This window comes from Bacillus sp. ES1-5, assembly GCF_022487605.1.
Classification (GTDB): Bacteria; Bacillota; Bacilli; order Bacillales; family Bacillaceae_G; genus Bacillus_A; species Bacillus_A wiedmannii.
The window spans coordinates 331475-349515 of record NZ_JAKVPU010000002.1; the positions used below are offsets into that span (position 1 = coordinate 331475).

At 36.6% G+C, this 18041-nt stretch carries 19 protein-coding genes; 18 read left to right on the plus strand and 1 reads right to left on the minus strand.

Annotated features, from left to right (window positions below; genetic code table 11):
• The first annotated feature begins 97 nt into the window (after positions 1-97).
• From MKO96_RS11515 to spoVM, 16 genes are all read left to right on the plus strand, one after another.
• Positions 98-973: a YicC/YloC family endoribonuclease gene (locus MKO96_RS11515; protein WP_087981674.1), complete on the plus strand. Its 876-nt coding sequence runs from the start codon at positions 98-100 to the stop codon at positions 971-973.
• A 67-nt stretch (positions 974-1040) separates the two neighbouring features.
• Positions 1041-1304, plus strand: a complete 264-nt coding sequence (gene remA / locus MKO96_RS11520; RefSeq protein WP_001251456.1) for an extracellular matrix/biofilm regulator RemA — start codon at positions 1041-1043, stop codon at positions 1302-1304.
• A gap of 13 nt (positions 1305-1317) precedes the next feature.
• Complete coding sequence (gmk, locus tag MKO96_RS11525) at positions 1318-1935, plus strand: guanylate kinase (protein WP_001257740.1); 618 nt, start codon at positions 1318-1320, stop codon at positions 1933-1935.
• Between the two features lie 2 nt (positions 1936-1937).
• Positions 1938-2150, plus strand: coding sequence for a DNA-directed RNA polymerase subunit omega (gene rpoZ, locus MKO96_RS11530; protein ID WP_000933964.1), 213 nt, complete (start codon positions 1938-1940; stop codon positions 2148-2150).
• 172 nt (positions 2151-2322) lie between these two features.
• A complete protein-coding gene (gene coaBC / locus MKO96_RS11535) occupies positions 2323-3528 on the plus strand; it encodes a bifunctional phosphopantothenoylcysteine decarboxylase/phosphopantothenate--cysteine ligase CoaBC (protein WP_000911721.1) in 1206 nt (401 codons plus the stop codon).
• Positions 3525-5930 (plus strand): primosomal protein N', encoded by a 2406-nt coding sequence (gene priA, locus MKO96_RS11540; RefSeq protein WP_240587512.1) that lies wholly within the window; start codon positions 3525-3527, stop codon positions 5928-5930. The genes coaBC and priA overlap by 4 nt, the downstream gene beginning before the upstream one ends.
• Positions 5931-5941: 11 nt before the next feature.
• Complete coding sequence (def, locus tag MKO96_RS11545; protein WP_061678221.1) at positions 5942-6412, plus strand: peptide deformylase; 471 nt, start codon at positions 5942-5944, stop codon at positions 6410-6412.
• Positions 6413-6435: 23 nt separating this feature from the next.
• A complete protein-coding gene (gene fmt, locus MKO96_RS11550) occupies positions 6436-7380 on the plus strand; it encodes a methionyl-tRNA formyltransferase (protein ID WP_098274668.1) in 945 nt (314 codons plus the stop codon).
• Entirely contained in the window at positions 7377-8711 is a 1335-nt protein-coding gene (rsmB, locus tag MKO96_RS11555) for a 16S rRNA (cytosine(967)-C(5))-methyltransferase RsmB (RefSeq protein WP_087981670.1), read from the plus strand. Before fmt ends, rsmB begins: the two co-directional genes overlap by 4 nt.
• 4 nt (positions 8712-8715) lie before the next feature.
• On the plus strand, positions 8716-9804 hold the full coding sequence (gene rlmN / locus MKO96_RS11560; RefSeq protein WP_000450539.1) for a dual-specificity RNA methyltransferase RlmN: 1089 nt from the start codon (positions 8716-8718) through the stop codon (positions 9802-9804).
• Between the two features lie 4 nt (positions 9805-9808).
• A complete protein-coding gene (locus MKO96_RS11565) occupies positions 9809-10561 on the plus strand; it encodes a Stp1/IreP family PP2C-type Ser/Thr phosphatase (RefSeq protein WP_000648694.1) in 753 nt (250 codons plus the stop codon).
• An 8-nt stretch (positions 10562-10569) separates the two neighbouring features.
• On the plus strand, positions 10570-12543 hold the full coding sequence (prkC, locus tag MKO96_RS11570) for a serine/threonine protein kinase PrkC (RefSeq protein WP_240587513.1): 1974 nt from the start codon (positions 10570-10572) through the stop codon (positions 12541-12543).
• Positions 12544-12809: 266 nt separating this feature from the next.
• Positions 12810-13691, plus strand: a complete 882-nt coding sequence (gene rsgA / locus MKO96_RS11575) for a ribosome small subunit-dependent GTPase A (RefSeq protein WP_001113945.1) — start codon at positions 12810-12812, stop codon at positions 13689-13691.
• Positions 13692-13693: 2 nt separating this feature from the next.
• Positions 13694-14338 (plus strand): ribulose-phosphate 3-epimerase, encoded by a 645-nt coding sequence (gene rpe, locus MKO96_RS11580; protein WP_087981668.1) that lies wholly within the window; start codon positions 13694-13696, stop codon positions 14336-14338.
• A gap of 99 nt (positions 14339-14437) precedes the next feature.
• Positions 14438-15118: a thiamine diphosphokinase gene (locus MKO96_RS11585; RefSeq protein ID WP_060488423.1), complete on the plus strand. Its 681-nt coding sequence runs from the start codon at positions 14438-14440 to the stop codon at positions 15116-15118.
• A 66-nt stretch (positions 15119-15184) separates the two neighbouring features.
• Positions 15185-15265, plus strand: a complete 81-nt coding sequence (spoVM, locus tag MKO96_RS11590; protein WP_001213599.1) for a stage V sporulation protein SpoVM — start codon at positions 15185-15187, stop codon at positions 15263-15265.
• A gap of 73 nt (positions 15266-15338) precedes the next feature.
• On the opposite strand, the gene rpmB is transcribed toward spoVM, so the two are convergent.
• Positions 15339-15527, minus strand: coding sequence for a 50S ribosomal protein L28 (gene rpmB / locus MKO96_RS11595; protein ID WP_000124776.1), 189 nt, complete (start codon positions 15525-15527; stop codon positions 15339-15341).
• A 375-nt stretch (positions 15528-15902) separates the two neighbouring features.
• Here rpmB and MKO96_RS11600 point away from each other — a divergent pair, with 375 nt between their 5' ends.
• Both MKO96_RS11600 and MKO96_RS11605 read left to right on the plus strand, forming a co-directional pair.
• A complete protein-coding gene (locus tag MKO96_RS11600) occupies positions 15903-16265 on the plus strand; it encodes an Asp23/Gls24 family envelope stress response protein (protein WP_000021109.1) in 363 nt (120 codons plus the stop codon).
• Positions 16266-16287: 22 nt separating this feature from the next.
• The gene (locus tag MKO96_RS11605; RefSeq protein ID WP_076539722.1) at positions 16288-17964 is read left to right on the plus strand and encodes a DAK2 domain-containing protein; all 1677 of its coding nucleotides are present in this window, start codon (positions 16288-16290) and stop codon (positions 17962-17964) included.
• The last annotated feature ends 77 nt before the right edge of the window (positions 17965-18041 follow it).

Here is an 18041-nt window from a genome sequence, read left to right on the forward strand (position 1 = left end):
AATGATATGAAAATGTGATATAATTTACAGAAGGTAGTAGAGCCTTGTCTCTATTACCTTTTTCATTGAGTTATTTCATGGCTTGGATGTGATAAAAATGATTTGTAGTATGACAGGATTTGGAAGATCAAAAGTAGAAAATGATACTTTTCAAATTACAGTAGAAATGAAATCGGTGAACCACCGTTTTCTAGAGATGAGTATTCGACTTCCGAAGCAAATGATGATATTTGAAGACAAAATTCGTAAAATAATTGCAGAACAAGTTCGGCGTGGACGCATTGAAGTGTCTATTAGTATAACGGGTGAAGGGCTTGTTGAAAGAAAATTAAGTGTGAATTGGTCGCTTCTTGAGCAGTACCAATCGATTATGGAAGATATAAAAGGAAAATTTCAATTACAAGATTCTATTACACTTCAGCAATTAATGGAAATGCCAGAAGTAACAGCGATTGAAGAAGTAGAAAATGTAAATGAACAATTTGAGAACGGTTTATATGAGGCTGTTCGCCAAGCTGCTCATATGTTAAAAACGATGAGAGATGGCGAAGGAGAACGATTACATAAAGATATAGCGTATCGTTTACAAGAGATTCACAATTGTGTAAATGCAATTATTCCGCATGTACCAATTGTTACACAAAAATATCGTGAACGATTAGAAAATCGCTTAAAAGAATTACATAATCAAGATCTAGATGAACAAAGATTGTTAACAGAAGTCGCAATCTTTGCAGAGCGTTGTGATATTCACGAAGAGTTAGTTCGTTTGCAAAGTCATTTAGAGCAATTTCGTGAAACACTGCAGATTGAAGAGCCTGTTGGAAGGAAAATGGATTTCATCGTGCAAGAGATGCATAGAGAAATTAATACGATTGGTTCTAAGGCAAATGACTTAACAATTTCAAAATATGTTGTAGAAATGAAAAATAACCTTGAAAAAATTCGTGAACAAGTACAAAATATTGAGTAGCTTTCAAAAAATATATAAAGTTATACGTGGTGGAGAAATCGGATAGACTTACTAGGAGGCGCAAACTATGGCCATGCGGTTTTTAAATATTGGATACGGAAATATTGTATCTGCTCATCGAATTATTGCTATTGTAAGTCCGGAGTCAGCTCCTATTAAACGAACAGTACAGGAAGCACGCGAACATAATGCTTTGCTTGATGCTACGTATGGGAGAAAAACAAGGGCGGTTATTGTTATGGATGATGGGCATGTGGTATTAAGTCCAATTCAGCCAGAGACGATTGCACATCGTTTGAATAATAAAGAAGATTTAAGTGAGGAAGGGTAGGTTTTACATATTTATGAGAAGCAGAAGAGGATTGCTCATCGTTCTTTCAGGACCTTCTGGGGTTGGTAAAGGAACGGTTCGAAAAGAGCTGTTTAGTCATGAGGATACACGTTTTCAGTACTCCATTTCAGTAACGACACGTAAGCCACGTGAAGGTGAAGTAGATGGTGTGGATTATTTCTTTAAAGAGAGAGAAGAGTTTGAGGAAATGATTCGTAATGAAAAATTACTTGAGTGGGCTGAGTTCGTAGGTAATTATTACGGAACACCGATTGACTATGTTGAAAAAACATTACAAGAAGGAAAAGATGTATTCTTAGAAATTGAAGTGCAAGGAGCAATTCAAGTTAAGAAAGCTTTCCCAGAAGGTGTATTTATTTTCTTAGCACCTCCAAGTTTATCTGAACTAAAGAACCGTATTGTCGGCCGTGGTACAGAAACTGAAGATGTTATTGAAAATCGTTTAACGGTAGCGAAAGAAGAAATCGAAATGATGGACGCTTACGACTATGTTGTAGAAAACGATCAAGTTGAATTAGCTTGTGAAAGAATTAAAGCAATTGTGGTTGGTGAACATTGCCGCCGCGAAAGAGTAGCAAAATATTATAAAGAAATGACGGAGGGTCTATAATTATGTTAAATCCATCAATTGATTCATTATTAACAAAAATCGATTCTAAATATACACTTGTAACAGTAGCTGCAAAGCGTGCGCGTGAAATGCAACTTGCTGATAACTGTGTTATCGAGCAACCTGTTTCTCATAAATGTGTAGGTAAATCATTAGAAGAAATCGATGCAGAAGTATTAAAATATGTACCAAGCGAAGACAAAATCATCGATTAAGACATTCTTTTCGACAAATTAAAACATAGACTTTATAATTTTCTATGTAACGGTAACAACCTATTTACAAGTAGGTTGTTATTTTTTTACGATAGGGAAGAAATATTGGTACTGATGAGCTGGGAATTCTGTTTCAGTATTATAAGTTTGAAAAAGAAAGAGGACGAGCCATATGCTAAAAGGGAAAAAGATACTTCTATGTGTAACAGGAGGCATTGCGGTCTTTAAAGCGGCTGCGTTAACTAGTAAATTGACACAAGCTGGTGCTATTGTAAAAGTAATGATGAGTGAGTCTGCAATGAAGTTTGTTACGCCTCTTACATTTCAAGCACTTTCTCGCCATGACGTATATACAGATACATTCGATGAGAAAGACTCGGCTGTTATTGCACATATCGATTTAGCTGATTGGGCAGATGTAGTACTTGTTGCACCTGCTACTGCCAATTGTATTGGGAAGTTAGCTGGTGGTATTGCAGACGATATGATTACAACTACTTTGTTAGCTACTACAGCCCCAGTGTGGATTGCACCTGCTATGAATGTGCATATGTATGAAAACAAAATTGTACAAAAAAATATGATGACGTTAAAAACGTTAGGATATACATTTATTGAGCCTGGAGAAGGTTTTTTAGCGTGTGGTTATGTTGCGAAGGGAAGACTAGAAGAACCGGAAGCAATTATTGCACGGTTAGAAGAGGCTTTTTCAGAACAAAAACCATTGCAAGGAAAAAAAATATTAATAACTGCTGGCCCAACTCGTGAAAAGATTGATCCAGTGCGTTTTATGACCAATTTTTCTTCTGGGAAAATGGGATATGCAATTGCGGAAGTGGCAGCGAACTTAGGTGCTGATGTCATACTTGTTTCGGGACCGACAGCATTAAACCCACCATTACATGTAAATACGGTACAAGTGGAATCTGCACAAGATATGTTAGAAGTAGTTCTGCAACAGTATCAAAACGTAGATGTTGTCATTAAAACAGCAGCAGTGGCAGATTATCGCCCGAAATATGTTCATGATAATAAAATGAAAAAGAAAAATGGTGATGCTGTAATCGAACTCGAGAGAACAGTAGATATTTTAAAAACGTTAGGTGAGATGAAAGATAAACAGTTACTTATCGGTTTTGCGGCTGAAACGACAAAGGTAGAGGAATACGCAACAAAAAAATTACGTGAGAAAAATGCGAATATGATTGTTGCGAACGATGTAAAGGCACAAGGAGCTGGATTTGGTACAGATACAAACATTGTAACAATGTATAGAAAAGATGGAGAAGTTATCGAGTTACCGCTTTTAACGAAGAAAGAGGTTGCTCGTGAAATATTAAAGCAAATTGAAATGATGTTAGAAGATGATCGTCTATGAAATTTGCAAGTGTAATTGTTGATGTACCTGCACGTCAGACAGATCGACCATTTGATTATATTATCCCTAAAAAGTGGGAAGATATTGTCCAGACAGGCATGCGTGTAGTAGTTCCATTTGGCCCAAGGAAATTGCAAGGATTTATTATTGGAATCAAAGATTCGGCTGAAGTAGAAAGTAAGAAGCTAAAGACAATCCATGAAATATTAGATGTAACACCAGTTTTAAACGAGGAATTATTAAAGCTTGGATATTGGCTTACAAGCGAAACATTATGTTATATGATTTCAGCCTTTCAAGTCATGCTTCCAACGGCGATAAAAGCTACGTATAAAAAGCGTCTACAACTTCGTAAACAAGAAGAAGTAGCACCTGAATTACTGTTTTTATTTCAGGACAAAGAGGCGATAGATTGGGAAGCGATTGAGACGCAGCCGCATCTATACCGCACGATTCAACAAGAAATTAAAAATGGCACGATTGAAGTTGTTTATCAGGTAAAAGATAAAGTGCAAAAGAAGAAACAAAGAGTCGTTCAACCGGAGTTGTCAGAAGATAAATTGGAATTAGCAGCATTTGAACTGAAAAGTAAAAAACAACAAGATGTACTCTATTATTTTGTGGAAAATTATAAAAGTGTGCCGTTGAAAGTAATAACAGAAGAGTTGCAAATAACAGACGCTCCGATTAAAGCACTTGTTAAAAAGGGGCTAATTTCAGAAAAGTATGTGGAAGTGTACCGAAATCCGTATGACGATGATGATTTTGAACAAACGAAACCATTCCCACTTACGGAGGAACAAAAGCAAGTTATTACACCGATTTTATCATCAATTACAAATGAAACTTACAATCCATTTTTACTATATGGTGTTACAGGAAGCGGAAAAACAGAAGTATATTTACAATCTATAGCAGCGGTGCTTGCGAAAGGGAAAGAAGCTATTGTGCTTGTTCCTGAAATTGCACTAACGCCTCAAATGGTAGATCGTTTTAAAGGTAGATTTGGCTCGCAAGTTGCGGTTCTTCATAGTGCGCTGTCTGTTGGAGAAAAATATGATGAATGGCGTAAGATTTTAAGAAAAGAAGTGAAGGTTGTAGTTGGTGCACGTTCAGCCGTATTTGCACCTTTTGAAAATTTAGGGATTATTATTATTGATGAGGAGCACGAATCGAGCTATAAGCAAGAAGATAATCCGAGGTATCATGCAAGGGATGTAGCTGTGTGGAGGGGACAATATCATAAATGTCCTATCGTTCTTGGTAGTGCAACACCGACACTTGAATCGTTTGCAAGAGCGAAAAAAGGTGTGTATGAATTACTAACGATGGAAAAACGTATGAATAAACAAGCTTTACCAACAGTAGAGATTGTTGATATGCGTGAGGAACTTCGTGACGGGAATCGTTCCATGTTTTCGAAAGCATTGCATGAAAAAATAGCAGATCGATTAGAAAAGAAAGAACAGATGGTGCTCTTTTTAAATAGAAGAGGTCATTCTACATTTGTTATGTGCCGTGATTGTGGGTATGTTGTACAATGTCCGCATTGTGATATCTCGCTGACATATCATAAAATGAACCATCGTTTAAAATGTCATTACTGCAGTCACGAAGAGAATATGCCGACTGCGTGTCCTGCTTGTCAAAGTACATATATTCGTTTCTTTGGTACAGGTACACAAAAGGTAGAGGAAGAAATTACAAAACTATTTCCAGAGGCACGAGTCATTCGAATGGATGTAGATACGACAAGTCGCAAAGGAATGCATGAAAAATTATTAAAGGCGTTCGGGGAAGAAAAAGCAGATATACTACTTGGAACACAAATGATTGCGAAAGGATTAGATTTTCCTAAAGTAACGCTTGTCGGGGTTTTAACTGCAGATACGATGCTTCACTTACCTGATTTTCGAGCGAGTGAAAAGACGTATCAGTTATTGACGCAAGTAAGTGGACGAGCAGGCAGACATGAATTGCCAGGGGAAGTTATAATTCAAACGTATACGCCAGAACATTACAGTATAGAGTTAGCAAAGAACCAACATTATGATGTGTTTTTTGACCAAGAAATGCAAATGAGACGAACAAGACAATATCCACCGTATTACTATGTTGTACTTGTAACAGTATCTCATCCAGAATTATTAAAGGCAGTGCAAGTGACGGGAAAAATTGTCGGTCATTTACGGGCGCACTGCACGCAGCAAGCGATGGTGTTAGGACCGGTTGCTTCAGCAATTCCAAGGATAAAAGATAGATATCGTTATCAATGCATGATAAAATACAAACGGGAACCAAACTTAAAGAACGTGCTCAAAATGGTAAATGAACATTATCAAGCAGAAATGCAAAAAGAGCTACAAATCTCAATTGATTTTAATCCAACAATGTTAATGTAGCGGAGGGAAATATGGCAGTTTTAGAAATAGTAAAGCATCCAAATGAAGTGTTAGAAACACCATGCGAAAGAGTAATTAACTTTGATAAAAAGTTAGTGAAATTGTTGAAAGATATGCATGAAACAATGTTAATTGCGGACGGAGTCGGTTTAGCTGCGCCTCAAGTAGGTGTAAGCTTGCAAGTAGCGGTAGTTGATATCGATGATGATACGGGGAAAATCGAGTTAATCAATCCATCGATACTAGAAAAACGTGGTGAACAAGTAGGTCCCGAAGGTTGTCTAAGCTTCCCGGGACTTTATGGTGAAGTGGAACGTGCGGATTACATTAAAGTACGTGCGCAAAACCGCAGAGGTAAAGTATTTTTACTAGAAGCAGAAGGATTTTTAGCACGTGCCATTCAACATGAAATCGATCATTTACACGGTGTGTTATTTACATCGAAAGTGACAAGATATTATGAGGAAAACGAATTAGAATAGGTATTAAAAGGAGCGGTTTTTTAATGATAAAAGTAGTATTTATGGGAACACCGGACTTTTCAGTGCCGGTGCTTCGTCGTCTTATAGAAGATGGCTATGATGTAATAGGTGTTGTGACGCAGCCTGATCGTCCGGTAGGTAGAAAAAAAGTATTAACACCTACACCTGTTAAAGTTGAAGCAGAAAAACATGGTATTCCGGTGTTACAACCGTTAAGAATTCGTGAAAAAGACGAATATGAACAAGTCTTGGCATTAGAGCCAGATTTAATTGTAACAGCTGCTTTCGGTCAGATTGTACCAAATGAAATTTTAGAAGCACCGAAGTATGGATGTATTAACGTCCACGCGTCTTTACTACCTGAACTTCGTGGTGGTGCACCAATCCATTATGCAATTATGGAAGGTAAAGAAAAAACGGGTATTACAATTATGTATATGGTAGAGAAATTGGATGCTGGTGATATCTTAACGCAAGTAGAAGTGGAGATTGAAGAGCGTGAAACGACAGGCTCTTTATTCGATAAGTTAAGTGAAGCAGGGGCACACCTTCTATCTAAAACAGTACCTTTATTAATCCAAGGTAAGTTAGAACCAATTAAACAAAACGAAGAAGAAGTAACGTTTGCATATAATATAAAACGTGAGCAAGAGAAAATTGATTGGACAAAAACAGGTGAAGAAGTATACAATCACATTCGCGGATTGAATCCATGGCCAGTTGCTTATACGACTTTGGCAGGACAAGTTATTAAAGTATGGTGGGGAGAGAAGGTCTCTATTACAGAGAAAGCTGAACCAGGTACAATAGTAGCTCTTGAAGAAGATGGATTTGTTGTTGCAACAGGGAATGAGACAGCTGTTAAAATCACTGAATTGCAACCTTCTGGTAAAAAACGTATGAGTTGTTCGCAATTTTTACGTGGCACAAAACCTGAAATTGGAACGAAGTTAGGAGAAAATGCATGAGACAAAATGTTCGTGAATTAGCTCTTGATGGCTTAATTCAAGTAGAAAAAAGTGGTGCATACAGTAACTTACTTTTAAATAATCTAATTGAAAAAAATGCAATTGATAGAAAAGATATTGGTTTGTTAACTGAAATTGTATATGGAACGATTCAACGTCGTGACACATTAGATTATTATTTACAGCCTTTTTTAAAAAAGAAGGTTGAGGCGTGGGTAAGAGTATTACTTCGCTTATCTTTATACCAAATGATTTATTTAGACCGAGTGCCTGAAAGAGCGGCTATTCATGAAGCAGTTGAGATTGCAAAGCGTCGCGGGCATAAAGGGATTGCTGGTATGGTAAACGGTGTATTACGTTCGATTCAGAGAGAAGGGGTACCTTCTGTAGATGAAATCAAGGATCCAGTAGAACGTTTGGCAATCGCAACAAGTCATCCAATGTGGCTTGTGCAAGACTGGGCTTCTGAATATGGTTTAGAGACAGCAGAGAAGATGTGTGAAGTAAACATGTTACCCCCAGTACCAACAGCGCGTGTAAATGTGGATAAAATAACAGTAGAAGAAGCAATTGAGCTATTGGCTAGTGAAGGTATAGAAGCGAAGCGCGGCGATTTATCAGAGGATGCGATTCAAATTGAAAGAGGGAATGTAGCGCATACAGATGCGTTCAAAAAAGGTTTTCTTTCTATTCAAGATGAAAGTTCTATGCTTGTAGCACGCGCTTTAGAACCGAATGAGGGAGATGTAGTTCTTGATAGTTGTGCTGCTCCAGGCGGAAAAACAACGCACATTGCAGAGCGATTAAAAGGAACAGGTCAAGTTATGTCTCTTGATTTACATGCACACAAAGTACGTTTAATTAAACAACAAGCAGAGCGACTTGGTCTAGAAAATGTCGAAACAAAAGCACTAGATGCTAGAAAAGTGCAAGAACACTTTGCGAATGAAACATTTGATAAAATATTAGTAGATGCACCATGTTCTGGATTTGGTGTGATTAGACGTAAACCTGATATTAAGTTAGGGAAAAATAAAGGCGATAGTGAAAGATTATCGACGATTCAACTTGCAATACTAGAAAAAATAGCACCGTTGTTAAAGCAAGGTGGTCGCCTTGTTTATAGTACGTGCACAATAGAAAAAATAGAAAATGAACAAGTAATAAAGCAATTTTTACAAGAGCATCCTGAATTTGAATGGGATACTACGATAAAAGATCGCATGCCAGAAAAGTTAAATCCGTATATTGATGAAGGTCAAGTACGAATTTTACCGCATTATTTTGCAACAGATGGCTTTTATATTGCTTGTTTAAGGAAGAAGGTGTAGCATCGTGGAAACGACTGTGAGAAAACAAAAGAAAAATCTAGAAACGAAAAAACCATCAATTTATTCTTTACAACTTCATGAAATGCAAGATTGGTTAAAGGAACAAGGAGAACCTAAATTCCGTGCAGGACAAATCTTTGATTGGCTATATAAAAAACGTGTAAAAAATTATGACGACATGTCGAATCTTTCTAAAGGATTACGCGATAAATTGTCGAATTCCTTTGATATTACTACTTTAAATACATTGGTAAAACAAACATCTTCTGATGGAACAATTAAATTCTTATTCCAATTATATGATGGTTATTCTATTGAAACAGTGTTAATGCGACATGAATATGGAAATTCTATTTGTGTAACAACACAGGTCGGATGCCGTATCGGTTGTACGTTCTGTGCATCTACACTTGGTGGGTTAAAACGAAACTTAGAGGCTGGAGAGATTGTAGCGCAAGTAGTAGAAGTGCAACGTGCACTTGATGAAACAGAAGAACGTGTAAGTTCGCTTGTTGTTATGGGAATTGGAGAGCCGTTTGATAATTACGACAACTTAATGTCATTCTTACGCATTGTAAACCATGAAAAAGGAATTCATATTGGTGCAAGACATATGACAGTTTCAACAAGTGGAATTGTTCCAAAAATTTATAAGTTCGCTGAAGAAGATATGCAAATTAATTTTGCGATTTCATTGCATTCTGCAAATACAGAGTTACGTTCAAAATTAATGCCGATTAACCGTGCTTATAAGCTACCAGACTTAATGGAAGCTGTTAAATACTATGTAAATAGAACAGGGCGTCGTATTACGTTTGAATATGGCTTATTTGGAGGAGAAAATGACCAAGTTGAGCAAGCTGAAGAACTTGCTGCGCTTTTAAAAGGTGTAAAATGTCATGTAAACTTAATTCCGGTAAACTACGTACCTGAACGTGATTATGTACGTACCCCACGTGAACAAATTTTCTTATTTGAAAAAACGTTAAAAGATCGTGGAGTGAATGTAACAATTCGCCGTGAACAAGGTCATGATATTGATGCAGCCTGCGGTCAGTTACGTGCGAAGGAGCGTAAAGAAGAGACGAGGTGACGAGATGAAAGCCGTGTTTCTATCAGATAAAGGAAAAGTTCGTCAACATAATGAAGATAGTGCGGGAGTTTTTCACAATTTAGATGGAAATATTTTAGCGGTAGTAGCAGATGGAATGGGAGGTCATCGAGCTGGTGATGTAGCTAGCTCGATGACCATTCAATTATTCCATGATTATTGGAAGCAAACGCATAATATGAATGAACCCAAAAAAGTAGAAGAGTGGTTACATACGAGTGTTGGGATTATTAATGAGCGTATATATGAGTACTCTAAGCAACATGTAGAATGTAATGGTATGGGAACAACACTTATAATAGCGATTTGTACGCCAAACTTTGTGACAATAGGTCATATAGGAGATAGTCGTTGTTATATGGTATCAGAGGGAGAAATCTCGCTTGTAACGGAAGATCACTCACTTGTAAATGAACTTGTGAGACATGGTGAAATTTCAAAAGAAGACGCAGAATATCACCCGAAAAAGAATGTTTTGTTAAGGGCATTAGGAACAGAAGAAAAAGTCGGATTAGATGTTAAAACATTGGTGCTTGAGGAAGATGATCAGTTACTTCTTTGCTCTGATGGGTTATCTAACAAAGTTTCTATTGCTGATATGCAACAAATTTTACAGTTAAATGAACAGCTTGAAACTAAGGGACAACGTCTCATTCAATTGGCGAATGATCGTGGCGGGGAAGATAATATCACCCTTGTTCTTATTGATTATGCGGGTTCGACAAACGAAAGTAGGTGAAGTGCAACGTGCTGATTGGAAAACGCTTAAATGACCGTTATAAGCTGCTAAAAATGATTGGTGGTGGTGGAATGGCCAATGTGTATTTAGCTCATGATGATATACTTGGCCGAGATGTAGCGGTAAAAATATTAAGACTCGACTATTCAAATAACGAAGAGTTTATTAAACGTTTCCATCGAGAAGCGCAGTCTGTTACAACGTTGTCGCATCCAAATATTGTGAATATGTATGATGTCGGAGAAGAAGATGGTATATATTATCTTGTAATGGAGTATGTACCAGGACAAACATTGAAGCAATACATAATTGAGCGAGGGATGTTACCTATAGGAGAAGCTCTTGATATTATGGAGCAGTTAACATCAGCCATGGCACACGCCCATCATTTTGAAATTGTGCACCGTGATATTAAACCGCACAATATTTTAATTCGAGCTGATGGAGTAATAAAAGTAACAGATTTTGGAATTGCGACAGCTACAAGTGCAACAACAATTACACATACAAATTCGGTACTCGGTTCGGTGCATTACTTATCACCAGAACAAGCACGCGGCGGGATAGCAAATAAACAATCAGATATTTATTCCCTAGGGATCGTTATGTTTGAGTTGTTAACAGGAAGACAACCGTTTTCTGGCGAATCTGCTGTTGCTATAGCTTTAAAACATTTACAAAGTGAAATTCCGTCTCCAAAGAGATGGAATGAAAATATTCCGCAAAGTGTCGAAAATATTATATTAAAGGCAACTGCGAAAGATCCGTTTCACCGATATCAATCTGCCAATGCGATGAAACGAGATATTGAAACTGCGCTATATCCAGAGAGGATAAATGAGCAGCCATTTTACATACCGGAAGATATGGAAGCGACAAAAGCGATTCCTATTATTCAACAAGAACAATTATTTGAAAATGTAACTGATGAAACAATTGTTTTAAAAGGAAGTAAAGTGGATGAACAGAAAAGAAAAGAAGAAACGGAATTAAATAAGAAGAAAAAACGAAGTAACAAATGGATCAAAGTTTTAATTACGACATTTTTACTTTTAGCAATTGGAATAACGTTAGCGCTTACTGTTATTCCGGGATTCTTTATTCCAAAAGATGTAAAAGTCCCTGATGTGGCTGGTATGAAGTATACGACAGCAGTAAATAAATTAGTTGAAAAGGGTTTTGAGGTTACGGAACCTAAAATTGTATATACAGATGATGTTGAATCCGGTGATGTGATAAAAACAGATCCTGTGGCAGGTAGAGTCGTGAAAGAAAACTCTAAAATTACTATCTATCAATCAGGCGGAAAAAAGAAAAGTAAGATGAGCGATCTCACAGGAAAAGATTTTGAGAGTATAAGGAATGAATTAGAAGAAAAATATAAACAAGTTACAATAAATTATATTGAAAATGATAGGCCAAAAGGTGAAATCGTAGTGCAAATTCCGACGCCTGATCAAATGGTAGTAGAGGCGGAACAAGAACTGAAAATTTGGGTAAGTAAAGGTCCTTATCAAATTAGACCAGGTGATTTTTCAGGATGGACTGAAAATAGCGTAAATGGTTATTTGAATGAGAGAAAACTAACTCCAGATATAAAACGGGAGTATTCCGATACTGTTGATAAAGGACTTGTAATTTCGCAATCTCCAAAACCAGGAACGCCGTTAAAAGAAGGAGATAAAGTGACGATTATCATCTCAGAGGGGCCTAAGCCGAAAGTAACGAAAACAGTGAAAGTGGATAATATTTCTATTCCGTATGAGTCTTCTATAATTGGTGAGAAAAAACCGCAAACAATAGAAATTTATAAAGAAGATATGCAACAAAAAATGGATAGACCAATTGAAACTAGAACAATTTCAGAGTCGGCAACTATTTCTTTAGAATTTGTAATTCAAGAAGGTACAAAAGGACACTATAAAATTGTACGAGATGGTGTAACGATTATCGACAAAGAAGTACCATACCCAACTCAATAATAATGACTTCCATTTTCTTTCTAGAGGGGATGGAATGTATTACTCTTGCCTGTTATGCTGTCTACATATAGTGGACTGTATAACAGGCAAAAATATATGATTCAAAAAGTTATAAAAGTGATACTGTTATAAATAATATTTTAAGTTTGATGGTAGATTAAATATATTAACTTGTATATGACGGGTTTTGAAATAAGTATTTAAAGAATTTTAAACCATTCAATATTAATGACAGCTTCACTTTATACAAAATAAAGGAGAATTATATGCCAGAAGGAAAAATTGTAAAAGCTCTAAGTGGATTTTATTATGTGCAGCATGAAGAAGGGATTACACAATGTCGCGGGCGTGGTGTGTTCAGAAAAAATAAAATTACACCACTGGTAGGAGACCAAGTTGTTTTTCAAGCAGATAATCCAACTGAAGGATATGTGCTTGAAGTATTTGATCGAAAAAATGAACTTGTTAGGCCTCCTATCGCTAATGTTGATCAAGCAATTCTCGTTTTCTCTGCAGTAGAACCAGATTTTAATCCGGGACTATTAGATCGATTTTTAGTGCTGATTGAATATCATAACATTAAGCCGATTATTTGCATTAGTAAGATGGATTTAGTGGATGAAAAAATGAGAGAGACTGTTGAATCTTATGCAAATGACTATCGTGAGATGGGATATGATGTATTATTTACTTCTATAAATACATCGGAAAGTATTGATATTTTAAAACCATTCTTAGAAGGTTGTATTTCTGTCGTTGCAGGGCAATCTGGTGTTGGAAAATCTTCTATGCTTAACGTTTTACGTCCAGAGTTAGAACTGAAAACGAATGATATTTCCTCGCATTTAGGACGCGGGAAACATACGACAAGACACGTGGAATTAATTGCGGTTGGAAGCGGGCTAGTTGCAGATACACCTGGTTTTAGTTCACTTGATTTCATAGATATAGAGGTAGAAGATCTTACATATTGTTTTCCGGAGTTGAAAGAAGCGAGCCAATACTGTAAATTTAGAGGGTGTACACATCTTTCTGAACCGAAATGTGCTGTGAAGACAGCGGTTGAAGAAGGAAAAATTACAGAATATCGTTATAAAAATTACAAACAATTCGTAGAAGAAATTAGAGAGAGAAAGCCGAGGTATTAGTTATGATTAAAATTGCACCATCGATCTTATCAGCAGATTTTTCAAAATTAGGGGAAGAGATTAAAGATGTAGAAAAAGGCGGAGCGGATTACATTCACATCGATGTAATGGATGGACATTTCGTACCAAATATTACGATTGGACCATTAATTGTAGAAGCTATCCGTCCGATTACATCGTTACCATTAGATGTACATTTAATGATTGAAAATCCTGATAACTATATCCCGACTTTCGCAAAAGCGGGAGCGGATATTATTACTGTTCATGTAGAAGCTTGCCCTCATCTGCATCGTACAATTCAGTTAATTAAATCTCATGGCATTAAAGCGGGAGTTGTATTAAATCCGCATACGCCAGTTTCAACGATTGAGCATGTATTAGAAGATATAGATATGGTATTACTTATGACAGTAAACCCAGGATTTGGTGGACAGAAGTTTATTCATTCTGTATTACCGAAAATTAAACAAGTGGCAGAAATGGTTAAAGAGCGCAATCTAGAAGTAGAAATTGAAGTTGATGGTGGTGTAAATGCTGAAACAGCAAGACTTTGTGTTGAAGCAGGAGCAAATGTACTTGTAGCTGGATCAGCAGTATACAATCAAAAAGACCGCGGTGAAGCAATTCGTGTCATTCGTGGATAATGAATGAACGAGTCTTTATCCCAGTGAAACTTCTAGTGTAGTAAGTTTTCACTATTTATAAAGGATAGAGAAAAAATATGTAAAAAGGCAATCTACCGGATGGCAGATTGCCTTTTTACAATAGAAGGGGAAGGAAACATGATTATTCATATTTTAGCGGGTGGACCTGCGGAATATTGTGCAGATTTTTCTCGATATGAAAATGAGAAAGTAGTATGGGCGGCAGTTGATAGAGGAGTATATCGTTTATTAAAAGGAGGAATTACTCCAGCTGTTGCGTTTGGAGATTACGATTCAGTTACTGAAGAGGAATTAGTATGGATGGGCCAGCAAACAAATGACTTACATATTGTTCCTCGTGAAAAAGATCAAACAGATTTAGAAATTGCGATTAACTGGGCGTTGGAACAAAATCCGACATTGATTCGTATTTTTGGTGCCACCGGTGGAAGGCTGGATCACGGTTTAGCAAATATACAGATGCTTTTAAGAGGGTTAGAAGTAGGGATAGAAATGTGTATTGTAGACAATAAAAATGAAATAAGCGTGAAAAAAGTGGGGACACATATAATTGAAGAAAATAAAAATTTCCCTTATGTATCTTTTGTGCCGGTTACTGAAATAGTAGAAGGGATTACATTACTTGGTTTTAAGTATCCTCTAACTAATAAAACAATAGAATGGGGATCAACACTTTGTATTAGTAATGAACTCGTTGAGGAAAAAGGTACTTTTTCATTTACTTCTGGCATATTAATGGTGATAAGAAGCACTGATTAAAGAAACAATTTTGCTCCTTACATCATATAGTGAACAAGTGGAGTAATGGGGATTAGGAGGGAAACCATGAGATTTTATACAATTAAGTTACCTAAATTTCTTGGTGGAATTGTTCGTGCCATGTTAAATACCTTCAAAAAAGATTAAAAAAAGCACCTATTACCGGTGCTTTTTCCATTTTTATAGTAAAAAAAGAGCCTATCGGCTCTTTTTTTTATTATTAAACACGTTCGATTTTGCCAGATTTTAATGCTCTAGCAGAAACGTAAACACGTTGAACTTTTCCGTCGATGCGTACGCGAACTTTTTGAAGGTTAGCGCCCCATTTACGTTTTGTAGCGTTCATTGCGTGAGAACGAGAGTTACCAGAACGAGCTTTTCTTCCAGTGATTGCACAAACACGAGCCATTTATATTTCCCTCCCTTGATACCTTACCATACGTAATTTTTCAATGTTAGTCTTTTTTGCGATGCTAAAAACACTACTATAATTTAACACAACTAAAAAGAGAATGCAACACCGTAGAAAAAAGAAATCAAGAAAAATTACTTGACACCATATGTCGATGATGAAAAGCCGAAATCAAGAAAAATTGCTTGACATATTATAGTGGTACATGTTGTATAATAACAATGGACTATTTTGCTCATCATAAAAAATGTGATTTAAAACATAAAATATGAGAGTGAAAAGAAAGAACGATGGAATTTTCTTTAAAAAGATTATATGATAGTAACTAAAGTAGTCTAGCTCACTTTCACCATTTATGAAGGGGGAAACGAGATGTCAATTGAAATTAAAACAAAGTATGGTCAAATTGATATTAGTACAGATGTAATTGCAACAATTGCTGGAGGTGCCGCAGTAGATTGCTACGGTATCGTAGGTATGGCATCAAAAAATCAGTTAAAAGATGGTTTAACAGACATTTTACGAAAAGAAAACTTCACTAGAGGTGTTATTGTTCGTAAAGATGAAGATGAAGTACATATTGATATGTATATTATTGTGAGCTATGGTACGAAAATTTCAGAAGTAGCACATAACGTGCAGACGAAAGTGAAATATACATTAGATCAAACTGTAGGACTAGCAGTAGATTCTGTAAACATCTACGTACAAGGAGTTAAAGTAATAAACTTGTAATGTGCATTAAGGAGGAAAATCTGTGTCAATTCAAAAAATTGATGGGAAACGTTTATCACAAATGATCATGCAAGGAGCGAATAATTTAACAAATAATGTTCAGCTTGTTGATGCATTAAACGTATTTCCAGTTCCAGATGGCGATACCGGTACAAACATGAACTTATCAATGACTTCAGGCGCACGTGAAGTGAAAGCGAATCCTTCACAGCATGCTGGTAAAGTCGGCGTAAGTTTAGCCAAAGGATTATTAATGGGAGCTCGTGGTAACTCTGGTGTTATTTTATCTCAGTTATTCCGTGGTTTCTCTAAATCCATTGAACAAAAAGAAGAATTAACAACAGTCGATTTTGCTGCAGCTTTAGATGCTGGGGTAGAAGCGGCTTACAAAGCGGTTATGAAACCGATTGAAGGAACGATTTTAACGGTTGCAAGAGAAACGGGTAAATATGCAGTGACAGTTGCGAAAAAACAGCGCGACTTTGTTTTGTTTATGGAAGACGTTGTGAAAGAAGCGAATGCATCGTTAAATCGTACGCCAGATTTATTACCTGTATTAAAACAAGTTGGCGTTGTAGATAGCGGTGGTAAAGGTCTTGTTGTTGTATACGAAGGATTTTTAGCTGACTTAAAAGGAGAAACGATTTCTTCGAATGTGTCTGCCCAACCATCTATGAATGACATGGTACGCGCAGAACATCACCGTAGTGTACAAAGCCAATTGAGTACAGAAGATATTAAGTATGGATATTGTACGGAATTCATGGTGAAATTAGAGCCTGAAAAAATGAAAGAACATAATTTCTCTGAACAAAAATTCCGTGAAGATATTAGTGTGTACGGAGATTCACTACTTGTTGTATCAGATGATGAGGTTGTTAAGGTTCATATTCATGCGGAACATCCTGGAGATCCTATGAATTATGGACAACGTTATGGTAGTTTAATTAAGATTAAAGTAGAAAATATGCGTGAACAGCATACTGCTTTATTAGATGAGCCTACTATGATGCCTGAGCCGACTAGCCAGTCTAAAGAGAAACAACCGTACGGTATCGTAACTGTAGCTATGGGATCTGGTATCAAAACTTTATTTGAGAGCATTGGCGCGACGAAAGTGATCGAGGGTGGCCAAACGATGAATCCAAGTACGGAGGATATTGTGAAGGCGATTGAAGAAGCGAACGCTGAAAAAATCATTATTTTACCGAACAACGGAAATATCGTGATGGCAGCAGAACAAGCAGCGTCAGTTGTTGATCAAGAAGTGATTGTAGTTCGTTCGAAAACAGTTCCTCAAGGTATGGCTGCAATGTTAGCATTTAATCCAGTTGGAACGTTAGAAGAGAATGAAGAAAACATGAAAGAAGCTTTATCTCATGTGAAAACCGGTCAAATTACGTATGCTGTACGTGATACGGAAATTGATGGTGTAGCAATTCAAAAAGATGATTTCATGTGTATTGCAGATGGAAAAATCGTATCAACAAATGCTGCAAAAGTAGGAGCTGCAAAGCAATTACTAGAAGCACTTATTGATGAAGATTCTGAAATTGTAACGATTCTACAAGGTGAAGATGCAACTGACGAAGAAGTAGCTGAGTTAGTTGAATTTGTAGAAGAGAATTTTGAAGATGCAGAAGTAGAAGTACATGCTGGAAACCAACCGGTGTATTCGTTCATCTTCTCTGTAGAATAAGAAAAAATTCGTTTTGAAAATAAATGGATTACTTACTTGCTAATGGATAAGAAGTAGTAATATGAAGTTCATTACTA

Coding starts and splice junctions, on each gene's coding strand:
- MKO96_RS11515 (WP_087981674.1), top strand. CDS start 98: ATGATTTGTAGTATGACAGGATTTGGAAGATCAAAAGTAGAAAATGAT.
- MKO96_RS11600 (WP_000021109.1), top strand. CDS start 15,903: ATGTCAATTGAAATTAAAACAAAGTATGGTCAAATTGATATTAGTACA.
- def (WP_061678221.1), top strand. CDS start 5,942: ATGGCAGTTTTAGAAATAGTAAAGCATCCAAATGAAGTGTTAGAAACA.
- rpe (WP_087981668.1), top strand. CDS start 13,694: ATGATTAAAATTGCACCATCGATCTTATCAGCAGATTTTTCAAAATTA.
- coaBC (WP_000911721.1), top strand. CDS start 2,323: ATGCTAAAAGGGAAAAAGATACTTCTATGTGTAACAGGAGGCATTGCG.
- rsmB (WP_087981670.1), top strand. CDS start 7,377: ATGAGACAAAATGTTCGTGAATTAGCTCTTGATGGCTTAATTCAAGTA.
- gmk (WP_001257740.1), top strand. CDS start 1,318: ATGAGAAGCAGAAGAGGATTGCTCATCGTTCTTTCAGGACCTTCTGGG.
- priA (WP_240587512.1), top strand. CDS start 3,525: ATGAAATTTGCAAGTGTAATTGTTGATGTACCTGCACGTCAGACAGAT.
- MKO96_RS11585 (WP_060488423.1), top strand. CDS start 14,438: ATGGCAGATTGCCTTTTTACAATAGAAGGGGAAGGAAACATGATTATT.
- remA (WP_001251456.1), top strand. CDS start 1,041: ATGGCCATGCGGTTTTTAAATATTGGATACGGAAATATTGTATCTGCT.
- rpmB (WP_000124776.1), bottom strand. CDS start 15,527: ATGGCTCGTGTTTGTGCAATCACTGGAAGAAAAGCTCGTTCTGGTAAC.
- MKO96_RS11565 (WP_000648694.1), top strand. CDS start 9,809: ATGAAAGCCGTGTTTCTATCAGATAAAGGAAAAGTTCGTCAACATAAT.
- rsgA (WP_001113945.1), top strand. CDS start 12,810: ATGCCAGAAGGAAAAATTGTAAAAGCTCTAAGTGGATTTTATTATGTG.
- spoVM (WP_001213599.1), top strand. CDS start 15,185: ATGAGATTTTATACAATTAAGTTACCTAAATTTCTTGGTGGAATTGTT.
- fmt (WP_098274668.1), top strand. CDS start 6,436: ATGATAAAAGTAGTATTTATGGGAACACCGGACTTTTCAGTGCCGGTG.
- rpoZ (WP_000933964.1), top strand. CDS start 1,938: ATGTTAAATCCATCAATTGATTCATTATTAACAAAAATCGATTCTAAA.